This window comes from Phycisphaera sp. (assembly GCA_025916675.1).
In the GTDB taxonomy this organism is placed as follows: domain Bacteria; phylum Planctomycetota; class Phycisphaerae; order Phycisphaerales; family UBA1924; genus JAHCJI01.
Genome location: CP098402.1, coordinates 1,174,192 through 1,199,031, shown reverse-complemented (window position 1 = coordinate 1,199,031; position 24,840 = coordinate 1,174,192). Strand labels below are relative to the sequence as shown.

Genomic DNA, 24,840 nt, shown 5'->3' with positions numbered 1-24,840 from the left:
AGTCCACGACCATTTGGAGACCCCATGGGCACCCCCACCGCCGAACTCGCCGTCGACCTCCGCAGTGACACCGTCACGCGCCCCACCGACGCCATGCGCGAGGCCATGGCCCGGGCCGAGGTTGGCGATGACGTGCAGGAGGGCGACCCGACCGTTCGCAAACTCGAAGCACGCGTCGCGCAGATGCTCGGCAAAGAAGCGGCCATCTTCGTCCCCAGCGGCACCATGGCCAACCTGCTGGCCATCAAGACCCAGACCCAGCCCGGCGACGAGATCGTCACGCACGAACAGTCCCATATCTACCACTGGGAGACCGGTGGCTACGCGGCGGTCGCGGGCTGCTCCATCCGGCTTGTGCCGGGCGAGCGCGGCCAATTCACGCCCCAGACCCTCCGCCGAAACATCCGCTTCGAGGACCAGCACTGCCCGCCCACGCGGATGGTGGCCATCGAGAACACGCACAACAAGGGTGGCGGGCATGTGTGGGACATTGACGCGATCGATACCATCGCCGAAGAAGCCAAAACGCTGAACCTGCGCTTCCATGTCGATGGTGCCCGGATGTGGAACGCAAGCGTCGCCACCGGCCAGCCGCTTTCACGGCTCGTCCGCGACGCCAACAGCGTGAGCGTGTGCTTCTCGAAGGGCCTCGGCGCCCCAGTCGGCTCGGCCCTGGCCGGCGATGCAAAGACCATCGCCCTCGCCCGCCGCTGGCGGAAGCTGCTGGGCGGTGCCATGCGTCAGTCCGGCATCCTCGCCGCGGCCGCATTGCACGCCTTGGATCATCACATCGAGCGGTTGGCCGACGACCACGCCCACGCACGGCTGCTGGCCGACGCCATCACCGATTGCCCCGGCATGGCCCTCGACCCCCAGGACGTGCGCACGAACATCGTCTTCGCGCGCGTCGCACCAGACGAACCGTTGGAAACCCAACAGACGCTCGCCGACGAACTGTGTGCTTTGCTTGCTCGTGAGGGTATTGGTGTGCTATCAGAAGGCGATGGGCGCGTGCGCGCCGTCTTCCACCTTGGAATCACGACAGAAGAAGCCGAGAAGGCGGCCCAAGCCTGGAAGGCCTGCGCCGCTCATCTCGCGAATTTCAGCTCGCGCGCTGCCACTCGGTGATCTGGCCGCTCGCGGCGAGCATCGACGCCTTCGACAACGCCTTGCGTCGTTCTGGCGTGATGTTCTCGAACTTGATGCCCACGATCCATCCAAAGAAACGGCGCCGATCAAGACGCGTGATCACACCCTCGAACTCGAGCTTGCCAAGGCCCCAGTCGAGCTGGAGCATGACCTTCTCGCCCTCTTCACCGGGTCTTGGCCCACGCCCTGACAGCCGCACGCCACCCGCCGAGAGATCGATTACAGTGCCGAGGTCGCAGTCGACACCCTCGGGCGTGATTCGCCCCGTGCGACGCCTCTGGTTGGGATCGGGTGCAGAAGGAATTGGGATCATGTAGGGCCACCGTATCATGATTTGGATCTCCGTGTCTGGGAATAGCAGACCACGAAAACCCGGGACGGGCCAGAACAACCCGCCCGCGATCTACATCGGACGCGGGCGGCGGAATCTCCAAACGAAACCCCCTCACTGTCTTACCAGTTATCGTGACGTGCTCGCCCTATGCCGCCTTGGCGGTCCCGCTGAGCGCGGGGCTCTCAAGCCAACGGCGGAGTTCGTCCAAGTCGGCACTCCCCGGTGCGGGGTGGAGCTTGGCCTTGGTCGCCATTGGCGTCGTGGTGCCCGATTGACGCATCACGAGCGTTCCCTGCTCGTCTCTGGAGATCAGCACAAGGCCTCGGATCGGTTCCCGGACCGTCGCCGCCTGGCCGCCGATGGCGATCGTTACACCCGGCATGATCGCCTTCTCGACGGCCAGCGTGGCCCCCTCGAGCTTCTTGTATGCCGCAAGCACGCGCTCAATGGCCGCGCGGATCGACGGGAAACGCGCCTGCTCGCTCACGATCTCGAACTCGAGCCGGGTGATCTCTCTCGCTTGCGAGGGTGTTGGCTTGCCCGATCCCTGCTGGATCTCAGCCAGTTCTTGCCGTGCCCGCTCGATACGCCCGACGGTCTGCGGCAGCAGATCCTCGAGCATCCGGGCACAAGCGTCCATCTCGGCGTCAACCCCGAGCCGGATGAGCGTCTCCGTCTCAGCCTCGCCACCCAGCGTGCGGACCTCGCCGCCGAACCGGGCCCAGAGCTCACCACCGACCACGGTGCAAGACGGCGATCGAACACAACGCCCGACATGTGTAGTGCAATTCGTGATCTCCCGCTGCACTCGCAGGTCGTACTTGACGGTCACGAGCGCCCCATCGAGGTACTTCGCTTCCAGGTCACCTCCGACCGAAAGCTCGCCCTTGCCACGCCCGGCCATGCCACGAAGCAGCACCACCGAGCCCTTGGCCGTGACTTCGGCCGCCTCGACTAATTCGACGATCTCCAGGTTGCCCCCAACCTCCACCTCGAAGCAGTCCCGCACGCCCTTGCCGATCAGCACGTCGCCCGGGAATTTGACGTTGCCCGTGCTGAAGTCAACAGATTCGGCGATCTCAAGCACAGGATCGACACTCAGCTTCGTGGGCGACAACTCGACCCGGCCCTTACGCAGGGACACCACCGAGCCATCATCCTTCAACTCCACCGTGTCGTCAATCTCCAACTGGCAGGGCTTGCCGGGCGTTGCCTTGATAACCTCGCCACGCACGTCCAACCCGTCTTCGGCCTCGGAGTGCTGGTGCAGCGTGCCGACAACCTGGCCCTGCTCAACGATGATGAAGGCCGATCGGCCGTAATGATCGAACGCGGGCTCTTCGCCATCGGCGGGCGGTTTCGGCTCGGGGGGGGCCAATTCCGCGCTCAGCTCGAAGCGGCCATCCACACCCTCGACGGATGCCTTGCCCTCGGCAACGACCGCCTCGGCCGTGGCTTCCGCGTCCGCCGTGAGTTGGTTCGAGAGCTCGGCCGCAGCCTCAGCAATGACGGCCGAGGGCTCGATGCCACGGGCGGCCAGGATCGCCTCGACCGACTCGGCCGTGACGGCCTGGGGATCAAAGCCCGGATCGATCTGGAGCGTGGCCCGCAACCCATCGGCGGAGATCGAGATACGGCAGGCTTTGTCAAGCGCATCGGTGCTCACAGAGAGTCCTCATGCCGAGAGGGCGTGGCCTCAGGCGGCTTCACACTTGGCGAGCGTTTCTTGGATGCGCTGGCTGAGCAGGTCGGGTGTGAACGGCTTGACCACGTAGTTGTCCACGCCGGCCTTGATGGCCTCGGCCACGTGGGCCTTCTCGGCCTCGGTCGTCACCATGATGATCGGCGTCGTCGAATCGCTCCGGCGGAACGCCTTCACGAAGCCCAAGCCATCCATGTGGGGCATGTCACAATCCACGAGCAACAGATCTGGAGCCGAGGTTTCCAGAAGGCCCAAGGCTTCCTCGCCATCACTAGCTTCTTCGATGTCCGAGTACCCCAGTTGGGTCAGCACGGACTTCTGGATGTTGCGCATGGTCTTCGAATCGTCAACGAGCATGATCTTCATCGTGTGCCTCCCAGCACTGGGCTATCACGCCCCCGCACAAACGGCCCTGCCCCCTCGATCGGCGGCTTCGGCCGGTTCTTCGAGCGACAGCGAGATAAGGAACTGGCCGTAGTCCGTGGCACATGGAAGCACGATCACCGGGGCGCCGTTCCGCGCCGGAGCCGCCATGGGAGTCGTTCCAAATTCCACGGTCGGGATCGAAATCGATAATGCGCGACCCGGCAGCCACGCCTTGGCTCCGCCGCAGATCATGCAAAACAACTCGCTTACTGCGTCGGCGAACACGGGCGAGTGGCAAGCCGCTTCCGTGCCCGTGAACAGGGCGATGACCCGCTCGGCGGTCTCGCGATCAAGACCCAGGGCGACCGAGCCCTCGCAATCCCCAGACATTCCGGCCACGACCGAAACGTCCGAGGGCGTCGCGTCGGGTCCCATCCACTGCGGCTCACCAACCTCGACTGGGAGTTGCAGCATCGTCTCGAACACGTGATGCACACTCTGAATGAACGGCGTGACCCGCGTGATGTCCATTTTGCCTCCAGGAATGGGACGATTCGAGCCTCCCCAGACTTCGACCATTCCCGGACCGCCCTTGAGCGAGGACCAGTAAAAAACCGCCCCGTACAACAGGGACGGCTAGGTCAGCAATGACGAACTTTATTGGACGTGACCCGAACCACCGAGCCCGGGTCGGAAACGGTGCTTACTCGCAGCCCAAGTCGAATGCGTTCTGGAAGCACAGGAAGTCGAACAGGGTCAGGTCGCCGTCGCCATCGCAGTCGGCGATGCTATCGCCGGCGTCGAAGGCGTTCTGGAAGGCCAGGAAGTCGAACAGGGTCAACTCGCCATCACCATCCAGATCGGCGTAGCAGTCGTCCTCAAGACGATCGGCGACCTGGTAATCGGCAGCCTGAGCGCCACCCACGGTACCAGCGATGGTGCTGAAGAGCAATTCACCCTGAGCCAGATCGGCCGAAGAGGTACCCTTCCAGGTCAACTCCTCTGAGCCATCGGCCGGGATCCAGTAATCCAGCACACCGGAGAACGTCGGACCATTGTGGCCACCACTCGAGGAGCTGTACCCAGTCCAGGGACCGACAGGGAGCGACCCGGGATCGCCGACCCAGTCCGTCAACGGCGAGGTGCATGGGCCAACGCAATCGCCCCAGATGAACCAACGCCAGCCCATGCCGGACGCCCAGCCGCCGTCGGTGTTCAGGAAGAACTCGTACTCGAACGTACCGCCGAGATCCTCGACGGTGTACTCGAGCGTGAGGCCCTGGGCCAGGGATGCGGCAGGAACCGCGAGCATCGAAGCAAGAATCATCTTCTTCATACCAAATACCCCTCTGTCTCTTCAAGTGGGGATCACCCCAACGATTACGAACAGGGAAGGCAGCGCAACACAGCTGCCCCCACGCCTTCGCATATGCCTCTTCATGGCTGATCGTTTCAGGCTCATGGTCTGTCAGATCCAAGAAAAATAGGATTTTGTTTGGATATTTGCTGAAATTACCAGCGATCCGAAACCTGATTCGGGAGCATCCCTAGAACCTGGACAGGCCCTTCCCGGTAGGATCCGGTGAAATACTCATTTCTGGTTGCCTGCTCCAAGAACCAAGGCCACAGACACCAATGCTCCATCGGTTACCGAGCGCCATCCGAACATCGACAGGCGCCATGGTGCCGGGAGGCCGACGGTGCTGAACCTCCTGGCCGTCCTTCGGGTGGGACCGATCGAGTTCGCTCAGCCCCAGTGGTTCTGGCTGCTGGCCATCCTCGTCCCGCTGGCAATCCTCATCGGCCGCAAGAGCCTATCGGGCATGGCAACCACCAGCCGTCGGGTTGCACTTGTGGTACGGCTGCTTGTTCTTGCCACGCTGGTGGGCGCTCTCGCTCGGCCTTCGACCCGTGATACCGCCGAGGACATGGCCGTCACGGTCGTGGTCGACCTCAGCCGGTCGGTTCCCACGACGGTGCAGGAACGTGCCCGCAGCTTCGTGCGTGAGTCGGCCGAGCAAGGCAAGGAACCGGCCGACCTGATTGGCACCGTCGCCGTCGCGGGCGAGGCGATCATCGAGAACCTGCCGCGCACGATGCTGCCCGAGGCCGACCGCGCGTTCACCGGCCGGACCGATCAGACCAACCTGGCCGAGGCCTTGCGTCTTGCGCTCGCCGTTCGCCCCACCGATGCCGCGTACCGCGTCGTGCTGATGAGCGACGGCAACGAGACGACCGGCGACCTGCTCGCCGAGGCCCGCTCGGCCCGCGCCCAGGGCGTGCCCATCGACGTGCTTCCGCTGCGGTACAGTTACCAGAACGAGGTGATCGTCGAGCAGTTGCTCGCGCCCGCGACGGCCCGCATGGGTGAGAACGCCAATCTGCGCGTCGCGCTGCGATCCAACGACGCCGCACAAGGCACGCTCACGATCACCGCGAACGGGTCGGCCATCAACATCGACCCCGAGGGGCCGGGCCCGGGCGTGGCGATCTCGCTCGATCCCGGGCTCAACACGTTCGTGGTGCCCATTCGCATCCCGAGCACCGAGGTCCTCCGCTTCGAGGCTGTTTTCGAGCCCGACTCGGCGGTCGCCAACGACACCATCCTCGAGAACAACCGCGCGCTGGCGACCACGTTCGTCGCCGGCGAAGGCCGCGTGCTCGTGCTGGTGGAAGACCCGCCCACGGCCCAGCCGTTCATCCAGGCGCTGTTGCAAGCGGGCGTGATGGCCGAGGCGCGCCCCGCGGCGACGATGCCCGACAACCTCGTCGAGCTGGGCTCCTACGACGCCATCGTGCTCATGAACCAACCCGCGGCCAACTTCAGCCGCATGGCGATGGACCAGCTCCGCCAGTACGTCCACGACGCCGGCGGGGGACTCGTGATGCTCGGCGGGCCGAACTCGTTTGGCGCGGGCGGCTGGATCAACAGCCCGCTCGAGGATGCGCTGCCCATCCGCCTGGACCCGCCCCAGAAACGCCAGCTCCCGCGCGGCGCGATCGCGATCGTGATCGATACCTCGGGCTCGATGGGTGGCAGCGTCGGCGGGTTGGGCCAGAGCCAGCTCGACATCGCCAAGGAGGGCGCGCTCGCGGGCATCAACACGCTGTCGGCGCGCGACCTGGCTTCGGTCATCCGCTTCGACAGCAACGCCGGGCTCGTGATGCCGCTGGCCGAGGTGACCGATCGCGGCGCGTTCGCCAGCGCCATACGCAAGATGCAGATCGGCGGCGGCACGAACATGGCCCCGGGCCTGGTCATGGCGCTCGAACAACTCGAGGACGCGCCGGCGGCCGTCAAGCACATCATCGTGCTCAGCGACGGCCAGACCATGGGCAGCGGCCGCGAGTTCCAGACCATCATCCGCCGCGCTCTGCGGACCAATATCTCGATCTCGACAGTCACCATCGGGGATTTCTCGAACGACGCCCTGATGCAGGAGATCGCCAACGCAACGAAGGGCCGGTACTACCCGGTCACCATCGCCAACAGCAAGGCCCAACTCCCCGAGATCTTCATCCGCGAGGCCCAGACCATCAGCCGACCGCTGGTGTGGGAGGGCACGCCCTTCGTGCCCGCCTTCACGCCCGGGCTGACCGAAGCATCCCGCGGCATCCGCGGCGTGCCCCCGATCAGCGGCTACGTCGTCGCCGGCGATCGCGAGGGCATGTCGGTCGTCACGATGCGCGGCCAAGAGAACGACCCGGTCATGGCCCAGTGGCAGCACGGGCTGGGCCGCGTGATTACCTATACCAGCGACGCCCTCAGCCGCTGGAACCCCATGTGGCTCGCGTGGGGCGACTACAAGCAGTTCTGGGAGCAGCACGTCCGCTGGACCATGCGCGCCAGCGGCGACGCGAACATCCGCGTCGTCACCACGCGCGAGGGCGACCGCACCCGCGTGGTCGTTGAGGCCACCGACGCCAGCGGCCAGCGCATGAACTTCGCGACCTTCAACGGCCGCCTCGCAGCCCCCGACGGCACCGGCATCGACGTCGCTCTCCAGCAGACCGGCCCGGGCATCTACGAAGGCACATACGAAACCGAACAGTCGGGCTCGTACCTGCTCAGCATGAACTACGACGCGCCGGGCGAGGGCGGACAGCGTTTGCGTGGCACGGCCCGCGCGGCCATCGATCGCCCCTTCGCCGACGAGTTCCGAGCGACCCAGACCAACGAGGCCTTGCTCCGCCGCGTCGCCGAACTCACCGGCGGGTCGGTGCTGGCGTCCGACACCATCGACGAGTCCACCAACCCCTGGCGCCGCGAGGGCGTCGAGATGCCGGTGGCCCTGAGTAGCATCTGGCTCGTCGTCGCGATGATCGGAATCGGGCTCTTCCTGGTCGACGTGGGTATCCGCCGGGTCCGTGTGGATGTCCGGGGCATCGCGCGGTTCTTGCAGAAGAGCCTCAACGCGAAACAGGAAACCAAGACCCAGCAGATCGACGCCCTGCGCGCCGCGCGAGCCAAGGCCCAGGACCGCCTCAAGCGCCCCGACGATGGGCCAAGCGAGAAGGTCCGCGCCGCCATGCGTGCCAGCGAGCAGCAATCGACCGCCAAGGCCCGCTTCGAGATCTCCGACGACGACCTCAAGGGCAAGAACGGCAGCGTCGTCGAGGGCGATGGCAAGGCCCCACCCCCACCCACCAGCAGGACCCAAGACCAAGGCACACCCGACGAGGAAGAGCAGGGCATGTCGCGCCTGCTCAAGGCCAAGAAGCGCACGCGCGACGAGTTCGAGGATCGATAAGCGGTTCAGACCCCGCAGGAGTGAATCACCATGGCAGCAGAGCAGGACATGCAGACACCAGAGGCCGTGAAGGAAGCCTGCAAGCGCTTCGGCGAGCAGTTCCAACAGCTCCGCGCCGAGGTTGGAAAGGCCGTCGTTGGCCACACCGACGTCGTCGACGCCGTGCTCATCTCGCTCTTCGCCGGCGGCAACGTGCTGCTCGAGGGCGTGCCGGGGCTCGGCAAGACGCTGCTGGTGCGTTCCTTGAGCGAAGCCCTGCACCTGCACTTCAGCCGCGTCCAGTTCACGCCCGACCTCATGCCCGCCGACGTCATCGGCACCACGCTGGTGAGCGAGGACCAGGACTCGGGCCGCCGCAGCTTCGTGTTCCAGAAGGGCCCGATCTTCGCCCAGATCGTCCTGGCTGACGAGATCAACCGGGCCACGCCGAAGACCCAGAGCGCCCTGCTCGAAGCCATGCAGGAACGCAGCGTCACCGTCGGCGGCGTGACCCACGCGCTCGAGAAGCCCTTCATCGTGCTGGCCACGCAGAACCCCATCGAGCAAGAAGGCACCTACCCCCTGCCCGAGGCCCAGCTCGACCGCTTCATGTTCAAGGTCACCGTGGGCTACAGCCAACTCACCGACCTCATGACCATCCTCGACCGCACCACCGGCCAGCAGGCCCCCGACGTGCAGCCGGTCATGGACGGGCCGAGCATCATCGAGATCCAACAGTTGGTTCGCGGTGCGATCATCGCCCCGCACGTGAAGGAATACGCCGCCCGCCTCGTGCTGGCGACCCACCCCGGCGGCAAGTTCGCCGCCGGCGGAGAAACCGGCCCGGTCGCCAAGTACATCCGCTGCGGCGCCAGCCCCCGCGCGGCCCAGGCCCTGCTGCTGGGCGGCAAGGTCCGGGCCCTCATCGACGGCCGCTACCACGTCAGCTACGCCGACATCCGCGAGACGGCCATCCTCGCGCTCCGCCACCGCGTGCTGCTGAACTTCGAAGCCGAGGCGGATCGCGTGGATCCCGACGACGTGGTCAAGAAGATCATCGAGCTGACGCCGACCGAGCCGGTGGCGACGAGGGTGGCTTAAGCGGAAGATATTGAACGCAGAGGTCGCTGAGGTCTCAGAGAGGGGGTACCGCTTTCATGACTGAGCCAGCACGACATCGAGAGTGCCCGCCAGAGATCAATGACCTTGCTCGCCGAACCATCGGAGCCGCGATGGAAGTGCATACCCATCTGGGACCGGGTTTGCTGGAGTCGTTGTACGAAGATGCGTTGTGCGTCGAATTAGCGTCTATCGGAATTCCATTCGAGCGCCAGGTGGAGACCGTCGTCGATTACAAGGGAGTTCCGCTCCGCAGTCAGAGGCTTGATGTTGTCGTCGATCGCCAGATCATCGTCGAACTCAAATCAGTAGAGCGAGTCCATGAGGTTCACAAAGCCCAACTCCTGTCCTACCTGCGAATGTCCAAGCTACCCTTAGGCCTCCTCATCAACTTCAACACCCAACACCTCCGTGACGGCTTGAACCGGGTCATCAACGAGCGCGCCCTCCCCACTCCTCCGAGCCCTCTGCGACCTCTGCGTTCAAAACTTCCGAGTTAGAAATGCTCAAAGACGCCTCCCCAAAACGCCCCCAGACCGTCGATGACCTCCTCGACGCCAACCTCATTGCGCAGCTCTCGCGCGTCGACCTCCAGAGCCGCAAGATCTTCCGCGGCCGCGTCCAGGGCGAGCGGCGCAGCAAGAAGCGGGGCGAATCCGTCGAATTCGCCGACCACCGGCCATATGTATCGGGTGACGATTTACGCCACGTCGACTGGAACATCTACGGCCGGCTCGACCGCCTGTTCCTCAAGCTGTTCATGGAGGAGGAGGACCTCTCGCTGCACATTGTTCTCGATTGCAGCGGATCCGCCGACTGCGGCTCGCCGAACAAATTTACGTTCATGCAGCGTGCCGCGATGGCACTGGGGTACATCGGTCTGGTGAACCTCAACCGCGTTTCTGCGACGGCCATCGCGCGAGCGGAGGACGGAACAGGCGTGCTGACCAGCGTGCGCAATCTCAGAGGCCGGCGTCGTGTCCATGAGATGGGCCGGTGGATGTGCAGCCTCGAGCCGGGCGGCGACCTGCCCTTCACCGACGCCTGCAAGCGCATCGCCCTCTCGCGCACCGGCAAGGGCGTCATGGTCGTCCTCAGCGACATGCTCATCAAGGAGGGCTACCAGGACGGCCTGCGCCTGCTCGCCGGCCGTGGCTACGACCTGATCGTGCTGCAGGTCATGAGCCCCCAAGAGCTCGACCCGACCGTCGGTGGCGACCTCCGCCTGCGTGACGTCGAGGACCGTGACCACGCCGAGGTCACCATCTCGGCTCCATTGCTCAAGCGGTACAAGAAGGTCGTCGAGGCCTACATGCGCGAGGTCCAGGGCTTCTGCGCCGCCCGAGAGATCACGCACATGACCGTCCGCAGCGATACGCCCATCGACACGCTGCTGATGGACTACCTGCGCAAGCGGGGGGTGCTGCGTTGACCTGGCTCACCCCCGCCATCGCCGGCATCGCCGCGGCCGTCGCCGTGCCGACGCTGCTGCTGCTCTACTTCCTCAAGCTCCGGCGGCAGGACGTCGAGATCAGCTCGACACTCCTATGGAAGAAGGCCGTCCAGGACCTGCAGGCCAACGCCCCGTTCCAGCGGCTGCGGAAGAACATCCTGCTGCTGCTGCAACTGCTCGCGATCGCCGCCGTGCTGCTCGCACTGGGCCAGCCGCAGATCGAAGGCGATCGCGCCACCAGCGGCCGCCACGCCATCGTCATCGACCGTGGCGCATCCATGCGCGCCCTCGACGGCACCGACGAGAACGGCAACCCCGTCAGCCGCCTCGACGAGGCCAAACGCCGCGCCCTCGCCTTCGTCGACACCCTCCGCGAGCCCGGCGTCTTCGGCGTGTCCGAGGCCGACCGCGCGATGGTCGTGACGTTCGACAGCACGGCCGAGATGCTCCAGCCCTTCACCAGCGACAAGCGGCTGCTGCGTGAGGCGATCGAGTCGATCGAGCCCACCGACGCGCCCAGCCGCCTCGACGAACCGCTCCGCCTCGTGCGCGCCCAAGCCCCGCTGCAGGCCCCACCCGCCGAAGCAGAAGGCGAAGCCGCCGAGCCGCTGCCCGGAGCCGTCGGCACCATCCACATCTACAGCGACGGCCGCACCGAGGGCGGCGACGCCGTCGACCTGCACGCGGGCGACGAGATCGAGTTCGTGTCCCTCGGCCAAACCGAGACCGGCAACGTCGGCATCACCGCCCTCGACGCCCGCCGCCAGCTCCGCGAGCCCGAAGAGGTCTCGGTGCTCGTCGGCCTGCAATCGACCGAGCGCGAGCAGACCGGCGTGGCCGTCGAGTTGCTCATCGACGGCAACACCGTGGCCGCACGCCGGCTCATGCTGCCACCCGCCACCATTGAGCAGCGTTCCAACGAGTTCGGCGAGCCCGTCGAACTCGTCACCCCCACCACCAGCGGCGTGGAGTTCCAGGTCCGCCGCCCGGGCTCGGCGGTCATCGAGGCTCGCATCCTCGACGCCGCGACCGGCGGCACCCCCGACCTGTTCGACCGCGACGACCGCGCGTGGGTCGTGCTGCCCGGTGCCAAACGCCTCCGCCTCGCCCTGGTCACCTACGGCAGCCTCGTGCTCAGCGAGGCGCTCTCCGCACTCCCCGTCGAGCGCGTCGAGGTCTTCACGCCCGACACGTTCCAGGACATCGACGACCCGTTCTCGCTGTTCGACGTCGTCGTCCTCGACGGCTGGCTGCCCGACGCGCCAGAAGGCAGCGAACTCGGCCTGCCCCCCGGCAGTTGGCTGGTGTTCGACGCCGTCCCCACTGGCCCGTCATCGCTCATCGACAAGGGCGTAGGCCCGCCAACCGAGATCGTCGACTGGCGGCGCGACCACCCGACGCTGCGCGGGCTGGCCCTCTCGGCGGTCCGCCTCTCCGCCAGCCGCACAGTAGAAACCAGCGAAGACGGCACGGCCACCGTCATCGCCTCGACGGGCACCGGGCCGGCGATCGTCTCGCTCACCTCTGCACGCACCCGCGCGGTCGTCGTGCCGTGGGACCTCGACGAGAGCAACTGGTGGCTCGAACCCAGCTTCATCGTGTTCCTGGGCCAGTCGGTGCGCCACGTGACCGACGGCGGCCCGGGCGACGCCCGCCAGGCAAGCCGCCCCGGTGTGTCCCGCGGTGAGACCCTGCCCGTTGGTGTCGACTCGGCCAAACTCACACCCCCGCAAGGCGATCCGCTCACCGTGCCCGTCGATAACTCGGGCCAGGCCGTCGCTGGCCCCCTGAACGAGATAGGTTTGTACGCTTTGTCGTGGAGCGGCGTGCCCGGCCCGAGCGACACAAGGGACGGCAACCGCAGCATCCGCCAGTTCGCCGTCAACCTGGCCGACAGCCGGGCGTCGGACATCACCCCGCAACGCGAACTCGTGATCCGAGCCGAGCGCGTTGGCGCGGCCGGAACCGAGGCCGGCAGCTTGCAAGCACCGCAACCGCTGTGGCCTTGGCTGATCTTGGTGTGCCTGGCGATCATCACGCTCGAGTGGTACGTGTACAACCGCAAGGTGCAGGTTTGACCCGCGTGCTGGTCGCATGGGCGTTCGCCATCGTGCTGGGGTTCGGCCCGTTGCGGCACGCCCCGGCCCAAGGCTCCGGCGACGACGCCCCCACCACGGTCTTGCTCGACCTGGGGTTCGGCGGGAATCTACCAAGCGGGCGATGGGCTCCGGTCCGCATCGTCGTCAGCCCGATGGACGAGGCGGCCGAGGCCATCGCACGCATCGCCATCAAGACGCCAAACAGCGATGGCATCACCACGGTCGTGCCCGTCGACACCACGCCCGGCAAGGAGACGATCGTCTCGACCACGATCTGGGTGCCGCCATCAATCGCGAGCATCACCGTCGAGTTGTCGCGGCGAGACGGGGGCCGGCTGGCATCCACCGCGTACGGTGCGGTCGCCGGCGCGCAGTCCATCAATCTGGCGCCCCCGACACGCATGCCCATCATCCTGGGCATCGGCTCGCCCTCGCTGCGGCTGGCCTTCGGCAACGACAACTACCAACGCAGCTTCTTTGGCCACGATGAAGAACTGCTCCGCAATCGCCTCGCCGTCGCCAAGGTCGCGTCGGCAACGCCGCAGCGGGTCGGCGGCCCGCCCTGGCTCCCGACCACACCCATTGCCTACCAGGGCCTCGCCGCGGTCGTCATCGACGGCCAGCTCGCATACCGGCTCGAACCCGAGGGCGTCCGCGCACTGCGCGAAGTCCTGATCTCCGGCGGCCGCGTCGTGGTCGTCAATGCCGACAACCAAACGCTGCGCGCCATCCTGGGCGAGCACGTGCCATCGGGGCTCACGATCCGGCCCGGCCGACGCACCGATCTCCCGCGTGCTCTCGGCGGCCCGGGCGAGATCGCGTCAGGCTCGTTCGATGACTCATCCCTGCCTCTCGGGTGGAGCCTGGTACCACAATCCGAAGGGCTCGCCGCCCAGGGGCCCGTTGGCCTCGGATGGCTGATGGTCATGGGCTTCGATCCCGATGATCTTGCCGACGCCGAACTGGTCGCTTCGACCGAGATGGCCTGGCATGGCTCGCTCGCGGTCGTGATCCAGGAGCAACTCGAACAAGGCCGCCAATCGCTCCTTCGTGATGAGCTCTCGCTCGGCACGATCTCCACGATCAACGCGCTCAATTGGGTTTCACGTGCGCCGTCCGTCGGCCTGGGCGCGTTCATGGCTATCTTCGCCATGATGGTTGGCCTGGCCATCGCCCTCGGCCCGATCGATCGCATCGTCCTCAAACGCCTACGTGCTTTGCAACGCTGGTGGCTGGCCGCGCTGGCGTGGATCATCCTGGCCACAATCGGGGCGTGGATCCTGCCCGCACGCGTGCGCTCGGGGCCGACCAGCGTGAGCAGCGTGCGCGTGATCGACACGTGGCGGCCGGCCGACGGCCCGGCGCGGGCCTGGCAGGCTTCGGTCGACGGCATCTTCATGAACCGCTCAGCCACCATCGGGCTGGACGACCTCGACGAAGACTCGTGGCTCTCGCCGATCGTCCACCCCTGGCAGGGGTCGGGCGTGGGCTCGCTCGTGATGGCCCAAACGGGAAGCGTCATGAAGCCCGGCCCGACCACGGCGCGCCTCTGGACCGTGCGCACGTTCCAGCAGCATGGGGCGGCAACGCCGCTCGTTGGCGCCCGCCTCGAACTCGATGGTGACCGCTACACACTCCGATTGGGCGGCCCGATGGCAGACAAGGTAGACCTCGCGGCCGTCCGCACCAGCGGGCAGTGGCTGCACGTGCTCCCCGGCGCGTCACCACACCGCCAGGGACAAACACTGGTATTCGATGCCACCCTCCGCGACCTCACGCTCCACGCCCCTCGCCACTTCGATCTGCGAGCCATCACCGAGAATCCGTACGAGTACATGTACTCAGAGTCTGGGAGCGCGCTCGAGCCGCCACCGGCCCTCATGTTCCGCCTGCCTGGCCCCGACGCACGCGGTCCGGCGCTCGAAGCGTTGAGCGACACCGAACGCTGGGCCGTGGTCTGCCTCTCGTGGAGCGACGAGCAGCCGCTGGTGGGCAGCGATGTCGGCGAGACCTTCAGCACCATGTGGGTCTGCCGCCTGGCGGTACCGGTCGAGATCGCGGGGAGCACAACGCCCATCGGAGGCACGCCATGATCGAGGCACGAAGCCTGACCAAACGCTACGGCAAGCTGCTCGCGCTCGACGAACTCTCGCTCGACATCGGGCCCGGCGAGGTCTTCGGCTTCATCGGCCCCAACGGCGCTGGCAAGAGCACCACGATGAAGATCCTCGCCTGCCTCATGAAGGCCGACTCGGGCAAGGCCACCGTCGACGGCCACGACGTGCGCACCGAGGGCGCCACCATCCGCCGCCTCATCGGCTACATGCCCGACTTCCTGGGCGTCTACGAGGACCTCACCGTCGACGAGTACCTCCAGTTCTTCGCCTCGGCCTTCGAGATCCCCCGCAAAGAGCGCAAGACCGTGGTCGACGGCGTGCTCGACCTGACCGACCTGACCGACAAACGCCGCAGCCCCGTCGATGGGCTCAGCCGCGGCATGACCCAGCGGCTCGGCGTCGCCCGCGTGCTGATCCATGATCCCAAGGTCCTGCTGCTCGACGAGCCGGCCAGCGGTCTCGACCCGCGCGCGCGCATCGAGATGCGCACCCTGCTGGCCGAACTCGGCCGCATGGGCAAGTCGATCATGATCTCCAGCCACATCCTGACCGAACTGGCCGAACTGTGCAACACCATCGGCATCATCGAGAAGGGCAAGCTGCTGTTCTCGGGCAGCCTCGACGACGCTTACCGCAAGGCCGCCCTTGGCGACCGCGTCACGATCACGATCGAGGGTGGCGTGCCCGCCGAAGCCGCGGCCGCGGCGATCGAGAACGATGGCCGGGTGCTGCGCGTCACCACGAATGGACCCTCCATCACCATCGACCTCGGGCCAGAGGTCCACTCCCGGCACTTCATCATCGAGAAGCTCGTGGCCGCCGGGGCCCACATCGGGGCGATGCGCCCAGAAGAGGCAAGGCTCGAAGACGCGTTCATGCGTCTGACCAAGGGCAGCGTGCAGTGATCGCGGCGATCTCGAAGATCACACGATTCCCCAGGGCGTTGCGGCGCACGTTCTTCGGATCGATCTTCCAGCGCGAGGTCCGCGCCCTGGGACGCCGCCGGATGCCCTACTGGGTCCGAAGCGGCTACACACTCCTGCTCATCGGCATCGTGACCATCGTGTTCCTGTCGCTCTGGAACCCCGAGTACGTGGCCGGTGCCGGGCAGGCGACCGTCCTGGAAGAACTCGCCCCGTACATCCTCAGAACGGTCGCGGTCGTGCAGATGGTGGCGCTCGCGCTCATCGCGCCCGTGCTGACGGCCGGTGCCATCTCCGACGAGAAACGCCAGCGCACACTCGCCACGCTGCTGGCCACCCCGCTCACCAGCCGCGACATCATCCTCGGCAAGCTCGGCGCGCGAACGGTGCAATTGGGCATCCTCGCGCTGGTGCCCATGCCCCTGCTGCTCGCCTTGCGTGTCTTCGGCGGCGTCGAAGCCGAGGCCATCTTCGCCTCGACCGCCCTGAGCCTCGCACTCGGCATGCTCGGCGCATCGCTCGCGCTCATGTTCAGCATCTGGCACCGACGCACGCCGTCGGTCGTGTTCTTCGCGTTGTGCTCGACGGCCGTGCTCGCCTTCCTGCCCTGGCTTGGCATGATGGCCACCGAATTGAGCACGGATCCCGATCCGGACAACTTCTTCTTCAAGTGCATCGCGCCCGCCGCGATGGTGGTCGTGCTCGCCCCCGAGGACGTCGGGAGCCCGACGGTCGCCGACGTGCGGCAGTACTGGCTCTCGTCGGTGGGCTACCTCACCCTCGCCAGCATCGGCGTCGTGCTGTTCTCGGTATTTATTCTCCGCGGCGTACTCAAGCGAGAGGCCGCCGGCACGGCTTCCAACACGGTCTTCACACGCCTGGTGGCCCCGGGCGTCGAGGCCCCGAAGGTCGAGCAGGAGGGCCCGCCCCGCGACGCCCGCAAGATCGGCGACCGCCCCGTGCTCTGGCGCGAGCTCCGCCAGAACGCCATCGGCGGCGGCAAGCGGACCGTCATGGCCTTCGCCCTGGGCATCGCCATCCTCCTCTTGCTCTACGCCACCGCGGGCCTGGACCATCCCGGCATCACCGCCACTATGTTGTTCATCGCCGCCCTGGGCCTCACCGCCCAGGCCGCCCTCTCCACGCCCGCGGCCATCACCGCCGAGCGAGACGCAGGGAGTTGGAGCGTGCTGCTCACCACGCCGGTCAGGCCGTGGCAGATCGTTCTGGGCAAGACGCTGGGCTCGATGCGTCGGCTCTGGTTGCTGCCGGCGATCGTCGGCTTCCACCTGGCCATCGTCATGGCCGCGGGCTGGTTCCACCCCATCGGCGCCCTGCACGGGGCACTGCTCATCGGCGCACTCGTGTTCATGCTCGCCAGCACGGGCGTGTGCCTGGGGCTCGTCTGCCGCCGCGGCGTAACGGCATCCGTACTCAACATGGGCTACCCGCTGATCCTCTTCCTGGCATTCCCGATCATCGCGCAGTTCTACTCCGAGTACTCGTACTACAACTATTACAACGAACGCAGCGATTGGCTCAGCATGGTCGTCATGGTCTCCAACCCGTTCGTGATGCTCCAAGAAGCCGCGATCACGGCCACCGCGGAATGGGAGCGATTCAGCTACTTCTTGCGCTACGAGATGCTCAATAGCGACGACACCGTCCGCCCGCTCCGTTTCACCGGCATGGTCCTGCTCTGCTCGGGCGGCATGGCCGCCATCGGCGGCCTCGCCCTGGCCATCGCCGCGGCCGGTTTCAATCGCTGGAACGGCCGGCCAAGCTGACCCGCGTCACTCGTGCCAAGCGCTGATCTCGTCCAGCCCCTTGCGTTCGAGCTTCGGCACCACCGCGTCCTCAGCCGGATAGCCCACCGGAATCAGCAGGAACGGCCGCTCGTGGTCGGGCCGACCAAGAACCTCCTTGAGGAACCCCATCGGGCTGGGCGTGTGCGTCAGCGTTGCCAGACCAGCATTGTGGAGCGCCGCCAGCAAAAAGCCCGTGGCGATGCCGACCGACTCATTGGTGTAGTACACCTGCCCGCCGTCGTCGGTCTTCATCATCTTGAAAACCACGATCAGCCACGGCGCGATCTCGAGGAACGGCTTGCTGTCGTCGGTGCCGAACGGCCGCAGGTCCTCGAGCCACTGCTCGGGCGCACGGCGGCCGTAGAACTCCCGCTCCTCCTCCTCGGCCGCCTCGCGGATCTTGCTCTTGAGCCCGGCCTCGCCCACCACCACGAAGCGCCACGGCTGCTTGTGTGCGCCGCTCGGCGAAGTGCCCGCCGCGAGGACGCACTGCTCGATCACCTCCCGCGGCACGGCGCGATCGCTGAACATCCGCACCGTCCGGCGGCGGTCCATGACCCCATAGAAACGGCTGGCCGCCTCGAGCGCGGTGCCCTCGGGCTCGAACGGTCGCAGCGGCACGAAGCCCTCGGGAACGGGTGTGGCGTGGCTCATGGGCCATTGTTCCCATGCCAACGCCCCCAGCCCCTGCAAGCCCATAGGATGATTCCCGAATAATGCTGTGAGGGGCCAAACGGCCCGGAAACGAGCATCCGAAAGAGGGGTAGAGCGTCCATGTTGTGGATTATTCTGATTGTTGTGGGCATCGTCGCGTTCGTGGGCCTGGGCGGCATCGCCTGGCTCATTGGTATCTACAACAAGCTGGTCCAGCTCAAGGAGCAGTTCAAGAACGCCTTCGCCCAGATCGAGGTCCAGCTCAAGCGCCGCCACGATCTCATCCCCAACCTCGTCGAGGTCGCCAAGGGCTACATGAGCCACGAACGCGAGACCCTCGAGGCCGTCATCGCCGCCAGAAATCAAGCCGTCAGCGGGCTCAGCAACGCCGCCAGCAACCCGGGCGACCCCGCCGCCATGCAGAACCTGGGCGCCACCGAGGGCGCCCTGACCGGCGCGATGGGCCGGCTCATGGCCGTCATGGAGGCCTACCCCGACCTGAAGGCCAACGACCAGATGATGAACCTCCAGGAGGAGATCACGACCACCGAGAACAAGGTCGCCTTCGCCCGCCAGGCCTTCAACGACGCCGTCACCCGCTACAACATCGCCAAGAAGAACTTCCCCGCCGTCGCCGTCGCCCCGCTCTTCGGCCACGGCCAGGACGCCAGCCTGCTCGAATTCGAAGACTCCGCCGAGATCCAGGACGCCCCCAAGGTCGCCTTTAGCTAAGTCAGCATGGCCGACCTCCAGACCACCGACTTCTTCGGCCGCCAGGACCGTGCGCGCAAGCACACGACCCTGCTGGTCGTCTTGTACACCCTCGCCGTCGTGCTTACCTGCGCGGCGGTCGCGGGGCTGGCCGTCCTCATCGCGCTCATCACGCACCAGAGCGAGGCCAGCCGCGGCCCCGACCCGGCGATGCTGGCCCTCTTCGCCGGCGGCGGCGCGGCCGGCGCGGCCCTGCTCATCGCCGGCGGCACCGCCTACCGCATCAGCGAGCTCCGCGGCGGCGGCATGAGCGTCGCGCTTGCGCTCGGTGGGCGGCCCATCGACCAATCCACCACCGACGCCGACGAGCGCATGGTCCTCAACGTCGTCGAGGAGATGTCCATCGCCAGCGGCGTGCCCGTGCCGCCGGTCTTCATGCTCGAGCAGGAGACAGGCATCAACGCCTTCGCGGCCGGCTATTCCCCGGGCGACGCCGTCATCGGCGTCACCCGTGGCTGCGTGCACGGGCTCACGCGCGACGAGTTCCAGGGCGTCATGGCCCACGAGTTCAGCCACATCCTCAACGGCGACATGCGCCTGAACATCCGCCTGGTGGGCATCCTCGGCGGCATCGTGCTGCTCAGCCTGGCCGGCTACACGCTCATGCGAGCGACGTACTACCGCTCGATGGCGCGCAGCAAGGACAACAAGGGCGTCGTCGTCATCCTCGTCCTGGGCGTGGGGCTCATCGTCATCGGCGGCATCGGGTCCCTGTTCGCCCGCATGATCCAGGCCGCCGTCAGCCGCCAGCGCGAGTTCCTGGCCGACGCCAGCGCCGTGCAGTTCACGCGCAACCCCGAGGGCATCGCGGGCGCCCTGCGCCGCATCGGCGGTGCGCCCAAGCGGGCCGCCATCATGAACGCCCACTCGCGCGAGATGAGCCACCTGTTCTTCGGCAACGCCGTGGGCGCCAGCAGCTTCCTGGGTGCTTCGCTGGCCAGCCACCCGCCCCTCAAGAAGCGCATCCGCGCCGTTTTGCCCACCTGGGACGGCACGTTCCTCACGCCAAAGCCCCCCAAGCCGCTGCCGCAGGACACCGCCACAAAGAAAAAACCCGGCCCCCGCCAGCAGCTCGAAGACATCATGCAAGAGCGCATGGCCCCCCACGGCGGCGCACCAACGGGCGCCGCCGCGGCCCTGCCCCTGCTCGCCCTCATCGGCACCGCCGGCCTTGAGCACGCCGGCCACGCCCGCACGCTGCTCGACCGCATGCCCCGTGCCCTCAAGGACGCCGCCCGCGACCCGTACGGGTGCCGCGCCGTCGTCTACGCCCTGCTCATGCACTGGGACGGCGACGACGCCAGCCTGCGGACGCAACTGGATATCCTCGACGCCCAGAGCGACACCGGCGTGGCCGCCCTCGTCCGCTCGCTCGCCAAGGACGTGGCCCCGCTCGATGGCGACCTCCGCCTGCCGCTCATCGACCTGTGCCTCGGCTCCCTCTCGCGCCTCAGTGAGACCCAGCACACCACCTTCCGCGCCGTCATCCACACGCTCGCCATGGCCGACAACGAGCTCACGCCCACCGAGTGGGCCCTGCTGCGCATCGTCGAAACCCACCTCGACGAACGCTTCAACAACGCCCGGCCCACAAGCGTCAAGTACTACGCGCTCGGGCAACTCGGCCCGCAGGTCTCAGTGATGCTCGGCGCGATCGCGCGATCCGACTCCGACGAGCCCGGCGTGGCCCAGAAGGCCTTCGACGCCGGCGCTGCGATCCTCCAACGCGGCTCGGGCATGGCCCCCGACCTCTCGCTCCCCACCGCCGCGGAGCGCACCCCGGAGAAGCTCGACGCCGCCCTCGAAGAACTCCGCGCCGTCGCCCCGCGCATGAAGGCCAGGCTCCTCGAAGCCGCCGCCGTCGTCGTCGCCCACGACCACGCCGTCACCCCAAGCGAGGCCGACCTGCTCCGCGCCTTCGCCGACCTGCTCGGCGTGCCCATGCCGCCGCTGCTGCCCGGTCAGAAGCTGGTCTAACGCCGCCGGCTCGCGCTCAACGCGTCTCTCACCCTATCCCGCGCGCTTCCCGACGCTTTCCGCCGGCGCGATCGCGCCGGCGGTTTCGTTGCGCACCGAGCGCACGCCCATCGGCAGCGTCGCCGGCGCCGAGTACGCGCTCACGCCGCTGTGCCGCTGCGCCCGCACGCGGTAGCCCACGCTCCCCACGCCCGCGGGCGTGGTCCCGTCGACGAACTCCCGGCGGATCACCGTCGCGACGTTCTCCCAGTCGCTCTGGTGGCCGTCCACGCTCGTCGTCCGGCGCTGGATGGCCCACACCGTGCCGCCGTGGCGGCAGCCCTCAAACCTCAGCACGGCCCGGCCCTGCGAATCCAATGTGAGATCGAGATCCTCGGGCACCCCCGGCTCGGGCAGCTCGCGCCGGCCGCTGGGCGGGTCGATGCGGGCGGCGGCATAGACCGCGTCGGGATCCGCGCCGCTCGTCGCGGTGTAGCGGATCGTGCGCACCAGCTCCTGTGCCAGCGCGCGGTTCCTCGCCGCCGCGGCGTGCCACGCGATCGTCGCGGCCTCGGCCGCCTCGGCCGCGGCAATGCGCGCCCGGAGCGCGACGGCGGCCGCGTCGCTGCTGGCGATCAGCTCGGCCGCCCGCGCATCGCCGATGCCCAAGAGCGCGGCGTTGTCGCTCCACACCTGCGCCCGTGCCTCGGTGAACGCCAGCGACGCGCGGTCGCCGCTGGGGACGGTTGCCTTCTTCGCGGCCATGGTCGTGCCTTCCTCGGAATCCATGTGCGGGCCGCCGCCGCACGCGCGCCGGCGTCGCGTCCGCGGGCCCAAGCCACGCGGGTGCGCACCCCCAACGTCGGCACGACCACGGCCCGACTCCACCCCATCGCGCCCCCTTTCCGCACGCGCCGGACCCGCGCCCACCCCGCCACACCGCCCGACACCGCCGCAAGAGCCCCAGAAACCCCCGTGGCGGCACATGAGCGGCCCTGGGTCCGGATAACGAGCGTGCCCAGGTCATCCGGGCACGCTCCCAGATCGTCCGGGCAGGCCATCGGACGCCCCGATCATGCCCCCAGGCCCTCCGGGCACGCGCTCACGCGGCCCGATCGGGCGGCCGGGCTCTCCGCGGACGCCGCGGCGTGGCCCGGGGAGGCGGCCGGGCGCGATGGCCGGGCCGCCGCATCACGCGGGCACGCGGCCCGGCACCGCGCGGACGCGACCGAATCAAGCCACCGCCCCGCCATCCCACCCGCTCGCCCACGACATCGGCTTGCATGGCCGGACGGTTTCTGGTATGCTGCCTTCATAAGGAGCCGCGCCATGCCCGAGCCATCCATCCGCCCAGCCAGCACCGCCATCGGCCCGGATCGCGCCGCCCTCGTGCTGCTCATCGGGGCCCTCGCCACGCTGGCCAGCCACGCCCACGCCCAGACCTGCGACCCCGCCACGCTGTTCGGCGCCGAGCAGCGCTCCGCCGCGGGCGCGTCCCCGGCCAACGTCGCTCTCGGCGACGTGAACGGCGATGGCGCGGCCGACCTGGTCGTGGTCAACATCGGCGGCGACGACGTCAGCGTGATGCTCGGACGCGGCGACGGGAGCTTCGAACCCCAGCAACGATTCCAGGTGGGCGACCGCCCCACGAGCGCTGCGCTGGGCGATCTCAACGGCGACGGAGCGTTGGACATCGCCGTGTCCAACGAGGTCGACGACAACATCAGCGTGCTGCTCGGCCGCGGTGACGGGACGTTCGGGCCACAGCAGCGGTTCGACGCGGGCGAGCAGCCCGTGGGCGTGGCGCTGGGCGACCTCAACGGCGACGGCGATCTGGACATCGCCGTGGCGAATCTCGCGGGCTTCAGCGTCGGCGTATTGCTCGGCCGCGGCGACGGAACGTTCGGGCCCCAGCATGCGTTCGGCGCGGGCTGGTTCCCCACGGCCATCGCGCTGGGCGACCTCGACGGCGACGGCGCACTCGACGTCGCCGTCGCAAACAGCGGCACCGACGACGCCAGCGTGCTGCTCGGCCGTAGCGACGGGAGCTTCGAGCCCCAGCGGCGCTTCGACGCGGGCACGCAGCCCCGGAGCGTGGCGCTGGGCGACCTCGACGGCGACGGAACGCCCGACCTGGCCGTCGCGAACCTGAACACCCGCGACGTGAGCGTGCTGCTGGGCATGGGCGATGGAACCTATCAGCCCCAGCAGCGCTTCGAGGCCGGTGAGGGCCCATTCGCAGTGGCAGTCGGCGACCTTGATGGCGACGGCGCACTCGACATCGCCGTGGCAAACCTGGGCGAGAGCGTGGCCGTGCTGCTAGGTCGCGGCGACGGGACGTTCGAGCCCGGGGAGGCGTTCGATGCCGGCCAGAGCCCGGCGGCCGTGGCGATCGCCGATCTCAACAGCGATCGGGCTTTGGACCTGGTCGTGGCGAACAACGGCAGCGACGACGCCAGCGTGCTGCTGAACCGGTGCGCTCCATGCCCCGCCGACCTCGACGGCGACGGCGCGCTGACCCTCTTCGACTTCCTCGCCTTCCAGAACCTCTTCGACGCGATGGACCCCATCGCCGACTTCGACGGTGACGGCGACTTCACGCTTCTCGACTTCCTGGCGTTCCAGAACGCGTTCGACCTCGGGTGCTGAGGGCGCGGCCGGACGCTCCCGCGACCGCCCTCAGCCTCCGTCCCCCGCACCACCAAGCCACCGCACCTCGACCGCCGCATTGGTCAGTTCCAGCAACGACGCGGGCCACGACGCGACCGCCCCCCGCTCGCCCCGGATCGCCAGGTGGACCCGGCCATCCTCCACGGTGAACCCGCCGGGCAGCCACGCGATCGGGCCGTCCTTGCCCTTGAGCGCCTGGTCGACCACCAGCACGCCAAGATCGCTCCAGGGCCCGGCGACCCCGGCGGCCGCCATCAGCACCGGGTCGGCCGTGTCGCTCAGGCCGGTGAAGACCCAGTGCGATCCCGTGTACGCGATGGCGTCGATCCGTGCCACCCCCTCGGGCAGCGGGGCGCGCGTGACAACGTTGTAGCTGCGATCGGGATAGACCAGCTCGAGCACCTCCTTGTCGGTCGCCAGCGCGAGCGTCCGGGGGCCGACGGCCATGGCCCGGGGCTCGTCGGCGTTGCCGTCCTCGTCGCGAATGAAGTCGAGGAACCGCGCGTGGTCCACGTACGCGGGATCATCGACCTCGCCCCCGTCGATCACGTCGCGATCGTGGATGCGGATGCCGAAGATCTCGGTCGTGCCCGCCGAGAGCAGGAGCACCCGCCCGACATCGGCCGCCGCCGCGATCGATCGCGCGTCCCGCCCCAAACCCTCGAGCCTCTGGACCAGCGCGGGCACGCCGTCGGTCTCGGGATCCGGCAGCTCGTACACCAGCACCTCGCCGCCCCGCCGCGCGACGAACAGGTAGTTCTCCATCACGGTCGCGTCGGTTACGCTGCTCGCCTCGGCCAGGCTGGCGCCGTCGAAGCTCATCGTCCGTGTGCTGGCATCGATGACCACCCGCCGGCCGGCGGCCTCGAACACCCGCAGCGGTTCGTTGGTCTCGGGGTTCGCAGCCGCCGCCCCCAAGCCCACAACGGCGACCAGTGCCAAGACGAACGCACGCCCAATCCAAGTCCGATTCATGCTCACGGTCTCCT

General features: G+C 67.7%; 20 protein-coding genes. 12 read left to right on the top strand and 8 right to left on the bottom strand.

Annotated elements, in window-relative coordinates:
- The first annotated feature begins 24 nt into the window (after positions 1–24).
- Positions 25–1,128, top strand: coding sequence for an aminotransferase class I/II-fold pyridoxal phosphate-dependent enzyme (locus tag NCW75_05145; protein ID UYV13670.1), 1,104 nt, complete (start codon positions 25–27; stop codon positions 1,126–1,128).
- On the opposite strand, the gene NCW75_05140 is transcribed toward NCW75_05145, so the two are convergent.
- From NCW75_05140 to NCW75_05120, 5 genes are all read right to left on the bottom strand, one after another.
- Entirely contained in the window at positions 1,103–1,480 is a 378-nt protein-coding gene (locus NCW75_05140) for a PilZ domain-containing protein (GenBank protein UYV13669.1), read from the bottom strand. The genes NCW75_05145 and NCW75_05140 overlap by 26 nt on opposite strands.
- 148 nt (positions 1,481–1,628) lie before the next feature.
- Positions 1,629–3,149 carry a FapA family protein gene (locus tag NCW75_05135; GenBank protein ID UYV13668.1) on the bottom strand — a complete coding sequence of 507 codons (1,521 nt, stop codon included), beginning with the start codon at positions 3,147–3,149 and terminating at the stop codon, positions 1,629–1,631.
- A 30-nt stretch (positions 3,150–3,179) separates the two neighbouring features.
- Entirely contained in the window at positions 3,180–3,551 is a 372-nt protein-coding gene (locus NCW75_05130) for a response regulator (protein ID UYV13667.1), read from the bottom strand.
- A gap of 24 nt (positions 3,552–3,575) precedes the next feature.
- Positions 3,576–4,082 (bottom strand): chemotaxis protein CheX, encoded by a 507-nt coding sequence (locus NCW75_05125; GenBank protein ID UYV13666.1) that lies wholly within the window; start codon positions 4,080–4,082, stop codon positions 3,576–3,578.
- A 172-nt stretch (positions 4,083–4,254) separates the two neighbouring features.
- Complete coding sequence (locus NCW75_05120; GenBank protein UYV13665.1) at positions 4,255–4,887, bottom strand: hypothetical protein; 633 nt, start codon at positions 4,885–4,887, stop codon at positions 4,255–4,257.
- Between the two features lie 364 nt (positions 4,888–5,251).
- On the opposite strand from NCW75_05120, the gene NCW75_05115 reads away from it, so the two are divergent.
- The 8 genes from NCW75_05115 (at position 5,252) to NCW75_05080 (ending at position 17,779) form a co-directional block, all read left to right on the top strand.
- On the top strand, positions 5,252–8,302 hold the full coding sequence (locus NCW75_05115) for a VWA domain-containing protein (GenBank protein UYV13664.1): 3,051 nt from the start codon (positions 5,252–5,254) through the stop codon (positions 8,300–8,302).
- A gap of 30 nt (positions 8,303–8,332) precedes the next feature.
- A complete protein-coding gene (locus NCW75_05110; GenBank protein UYV13663.1) occupies positions 8,333–9,382 on the top strand; it encodes an AAA family ATPase in 1,050 nt (349 codons plus the stop codon).
- A gap of 131 nt (positions 9,383–9,513) precedes the next feature.
- Positions 9,514–9,900, top strand: a complete 387-nt coding sequence (locus tag NCW75_05105; protein ID UYV13662.1) for a GxxExxY protein — start codon at positions 9,514–9,516, stop codon at positions 9,898–9,900.
- 2 nt (positions 9,901–9,902) lie between these two features.
- Complete coding sequence (locus NCW75_05100) at positions 9,903–10,832, top strand: DUF58 domain-containing protein (GenBank protein UYV13661.1); 930 nt, start codon at positions 9,903–9,905, stop codon at positions 10,830–10,832.
- Positions 10,829–12,931: a VWA domain-containing protein gene (locus NCW75_05095; GenBank protein UYV13660.1), complete on the top strand. Its 2,103-nt coding sequence runs from the start codon at positions 10,829–10,831 to the stop codon at positions 12,929–12,931. The genes NCW75_05100 and NCW75_05095 overlap by 4 nt, the downstream gene beginning before the upstream one ends.
- The gene (locus NCW75_05090) at positions 12,928–15,045 is read left to right on the top strand and encodes a hypothetical protein (protein UYV13659.1); all 2,118 of its coding nucleotides are present in this window, start codon (positions 12,928–12,930) and stop codon (positions 15,043–15,045) included. The genes NCW75_05095 and NCW75_05090 overlap by 4 nt, the downstream gene beginning before the upstream one ends.
- Entirely contained in the window at positions 15,042–15,974 is a 933-nt protein-coding gene (locus tag NCW75_05085) for an ABC transporter ATP-binding protein (GenBank protein ID UYV13658.1), read from the top strand. Before NCW75_05090 ends, NCW75_05085 begins: the two co-directional genes overlap by 4 nt.
- Complete coding sequence (locus NCW75_05080; protein ID UYV13657.1) at positions 15,971–17,779, top strand: ABC transporter permease subunit; 1,809 nt, start codon at positions 15,971–15,973, stop codon at positions 17,777–17,779. Before NCW75_05085 ends, NCW75_05080 begins: the two co-directional genes overlap by 4 nt.
- Before the next feature lie 6 nt (positions 17,780–17,785).
- Here the strand turns inward: NCW75_05080 and NCW75_05075 are convergent, their stop codons facing one another.
- Positions 17,786–18,454, bottom strand: coding sequence for a nitroreductase family protein (locus NCW75_05075; protein ID UYV13656.1), 669 nt, complete (start codon positions 18,452–18,454; stop codon positions 17,786–17,788).
- Between the two features lie 120 nt (positions 18,455–18,574).
- On the opposite strand from NCW75_05075, the gene NCW75_05070 reads away from it, so the two are divergent.
- Both NCW75_05070 and NCW75_05065 read left to right on the top strand, forming a co-directional pair.
- On the top strand, positions 18,575–19,186 hold the full coding sequence (locus NCW75_05070; GenBank protein ID UYV13655.1) for a LemA family protein: 612 nt from the start codon (positions 18,575–18,577) through the stop codon (positions 19,184–19,186).
- A gap of 6 nt (positions 19,187–19,192) precedes the next feature.
- A complete protein-coding gene (locus NCW75_05065; GenBank protein UYV13654.1) occupies positions 19,193–21,202 on the top strand; it encodes a M48 family metallopeptidase in 2,010 nt (669 codons plus the stop codon).
- A 33-nt stretch (positions 21,203–21,235) separates the two neighbouring features.
- On the opposite strand, the gene NCW75_05060 is transcribed toward NCW75_05065, so the two are convergent.
- Positions 21,236–21,946: a hypothetical protein gene (locus NCW75_05060; GenBank protein ID UYV13653.1), complete on the bottom strand. Its 711-nt coding sequence runs from the start codon at positions 21,944–21,946 to the stop codon at positions 21,236–21,238.
- 564 nt (positions 21,947–22,510) lie between these two features.
- Here NCW75_05060 and NCW75_05055 point away from each other — a divergent pair.
- On the top strand, positions 22,511–23,830 hold the full coding sequence (locus NCW75_05055) for a VCBS repeat-containing protein (GenBank protein UYV13652.1): 1,320 nt from the start codon (positions 22,511–22,513) through the stop codon (positions 23,828–23,830).
- Between the two features lie 30 nt (positions 23,831–23,860).
- On the opposite strand, the gene NCW75_05050 is transcribed toward NCW75_05055, so the two are convergent.
- Positions 23,861–24,826 (bottom strand): hypothetical protein, encoded by a 966-nt coding sequence (locus tag NCW75_05050; GenBank protein ID UYV13651.1) that lies wholly within the window; start codon positions 24,824–24,826, stop codon positions 23,861–23,863.
- Between the last annotated feature and the right edge of the window lie 14 nt (positions 24,827–24,840).

What these genes read in the sequence shown, in the direction of transcription:
- NCW75_05145 (UYV13670.1), top strand. Translation starts at nt 25, where the DNA reads ATGGGCACCCCCACCGCCGAACTCGCCGTCGACCTCCGCAGTGACACC.
- NCW75_05140 (UYV13669.1), bottom strand. Translation starts at nt 1,480, where the DNA reads ATGATACGGTGGCCCTACATGATCCCAATTCCTTCTGCACCCGATCCC.
- NCW75_05130 (UYV13667.1), bottom strand. Translation starts at nt 3,551, where the DNA reads ATGAAGATCATGCTCGTTGACGATTCGAAGACCATGCGCAACATCCAG.
- NCW75_05125 (UYV13666.1), bottom strand. Translation starts at nt 4,082, where the DNA reads ATGGACATCACGCGGGTCACGCCGTTCATTCAGAGTGTGCATCACGTG.
- NCW75_05120 (UYV13665.1), bottom strand. Translation starts at nt 4,887, where the DNA reads ATGAAGAAGATGATTCTTGCTTCGATGCTCGCGGTTCCTGCCGCATCC.
- NCW75_05110 (UYV13663.1), top strand. Translation starts at nt 8,333, where the DNA reads ATGGCAGCAGAGCAGGACATGCAGACACCAGAGGCCGTGAAGGAAGCC.
- NCW75_05105 (UYV13662.1), top strand. Translation starts at nt 9,514, where the DNA reads ATGGAAGTGCATACCCATCTGGGACCGGGTTTGCTGGAGTCGTTGTAC.
- NCW75_05100 (UYV13661.1), top strand. Translation starts at nt 9,903, where the DNA reads ATGCTCAAAGACGCCTCCCCAAAACGCCCCCAGACCGTCGATGACCTC.
- NCW75_05085 (UYV13658.1), top strand. Translation starts at nt 15,042, where the DNA reads ATGATCGAGGCACGAAGCCTGACCAAACGCTACGGCAAGCTGCTCGCG.
- NCW75_05075 (UYV13656.1), bottom strand. Translation starts at nt 18,454, where the DNA reads ATGAGCCACGCCACACCCGTTCCCGAGGGCTTCGTGCCGCTGCGACCG.
- NCW75_05070 (UYV13655.1), top strand. Translation starts at nt 18,575, where the DNA reads ATGTTGTGGATTATTCTGATTGTTGTGGGCATCGTCGCGTTCGTGGGC.
- NCW75_05065 (UYV13654.1), top strand. Translation starts at nt 19,193, where the DNA reads ATGGCCGACCTCCAGACCACCGACTTCTTCGGCCGCCAGGACCGTGCG.
- NCW75_05060 (UYV13653.1), bottom strand. Translation starts at nt 21,946, where the DNA reads ATGGCCGCGAAGAAGGCAACCGTCCCCAGCGGCGACCGCGCGTCGCTG.
- NCW75_05055 (UYV13652.1), top strand. Translation starts at nt 22,511, where the DNA reads ATGCCCGAGCCATCCATCCGCCCAGCCAGCACCGCCATCGGCCCGGAT.
- NCW75_05050 (UYV13651.1), bottom strand. Translation starts at nt 24,826, where the DNA reads ATGAATCGGACTTGGATTGGGCGTGCGTTCGTCTTGGCACTGGTCGCC.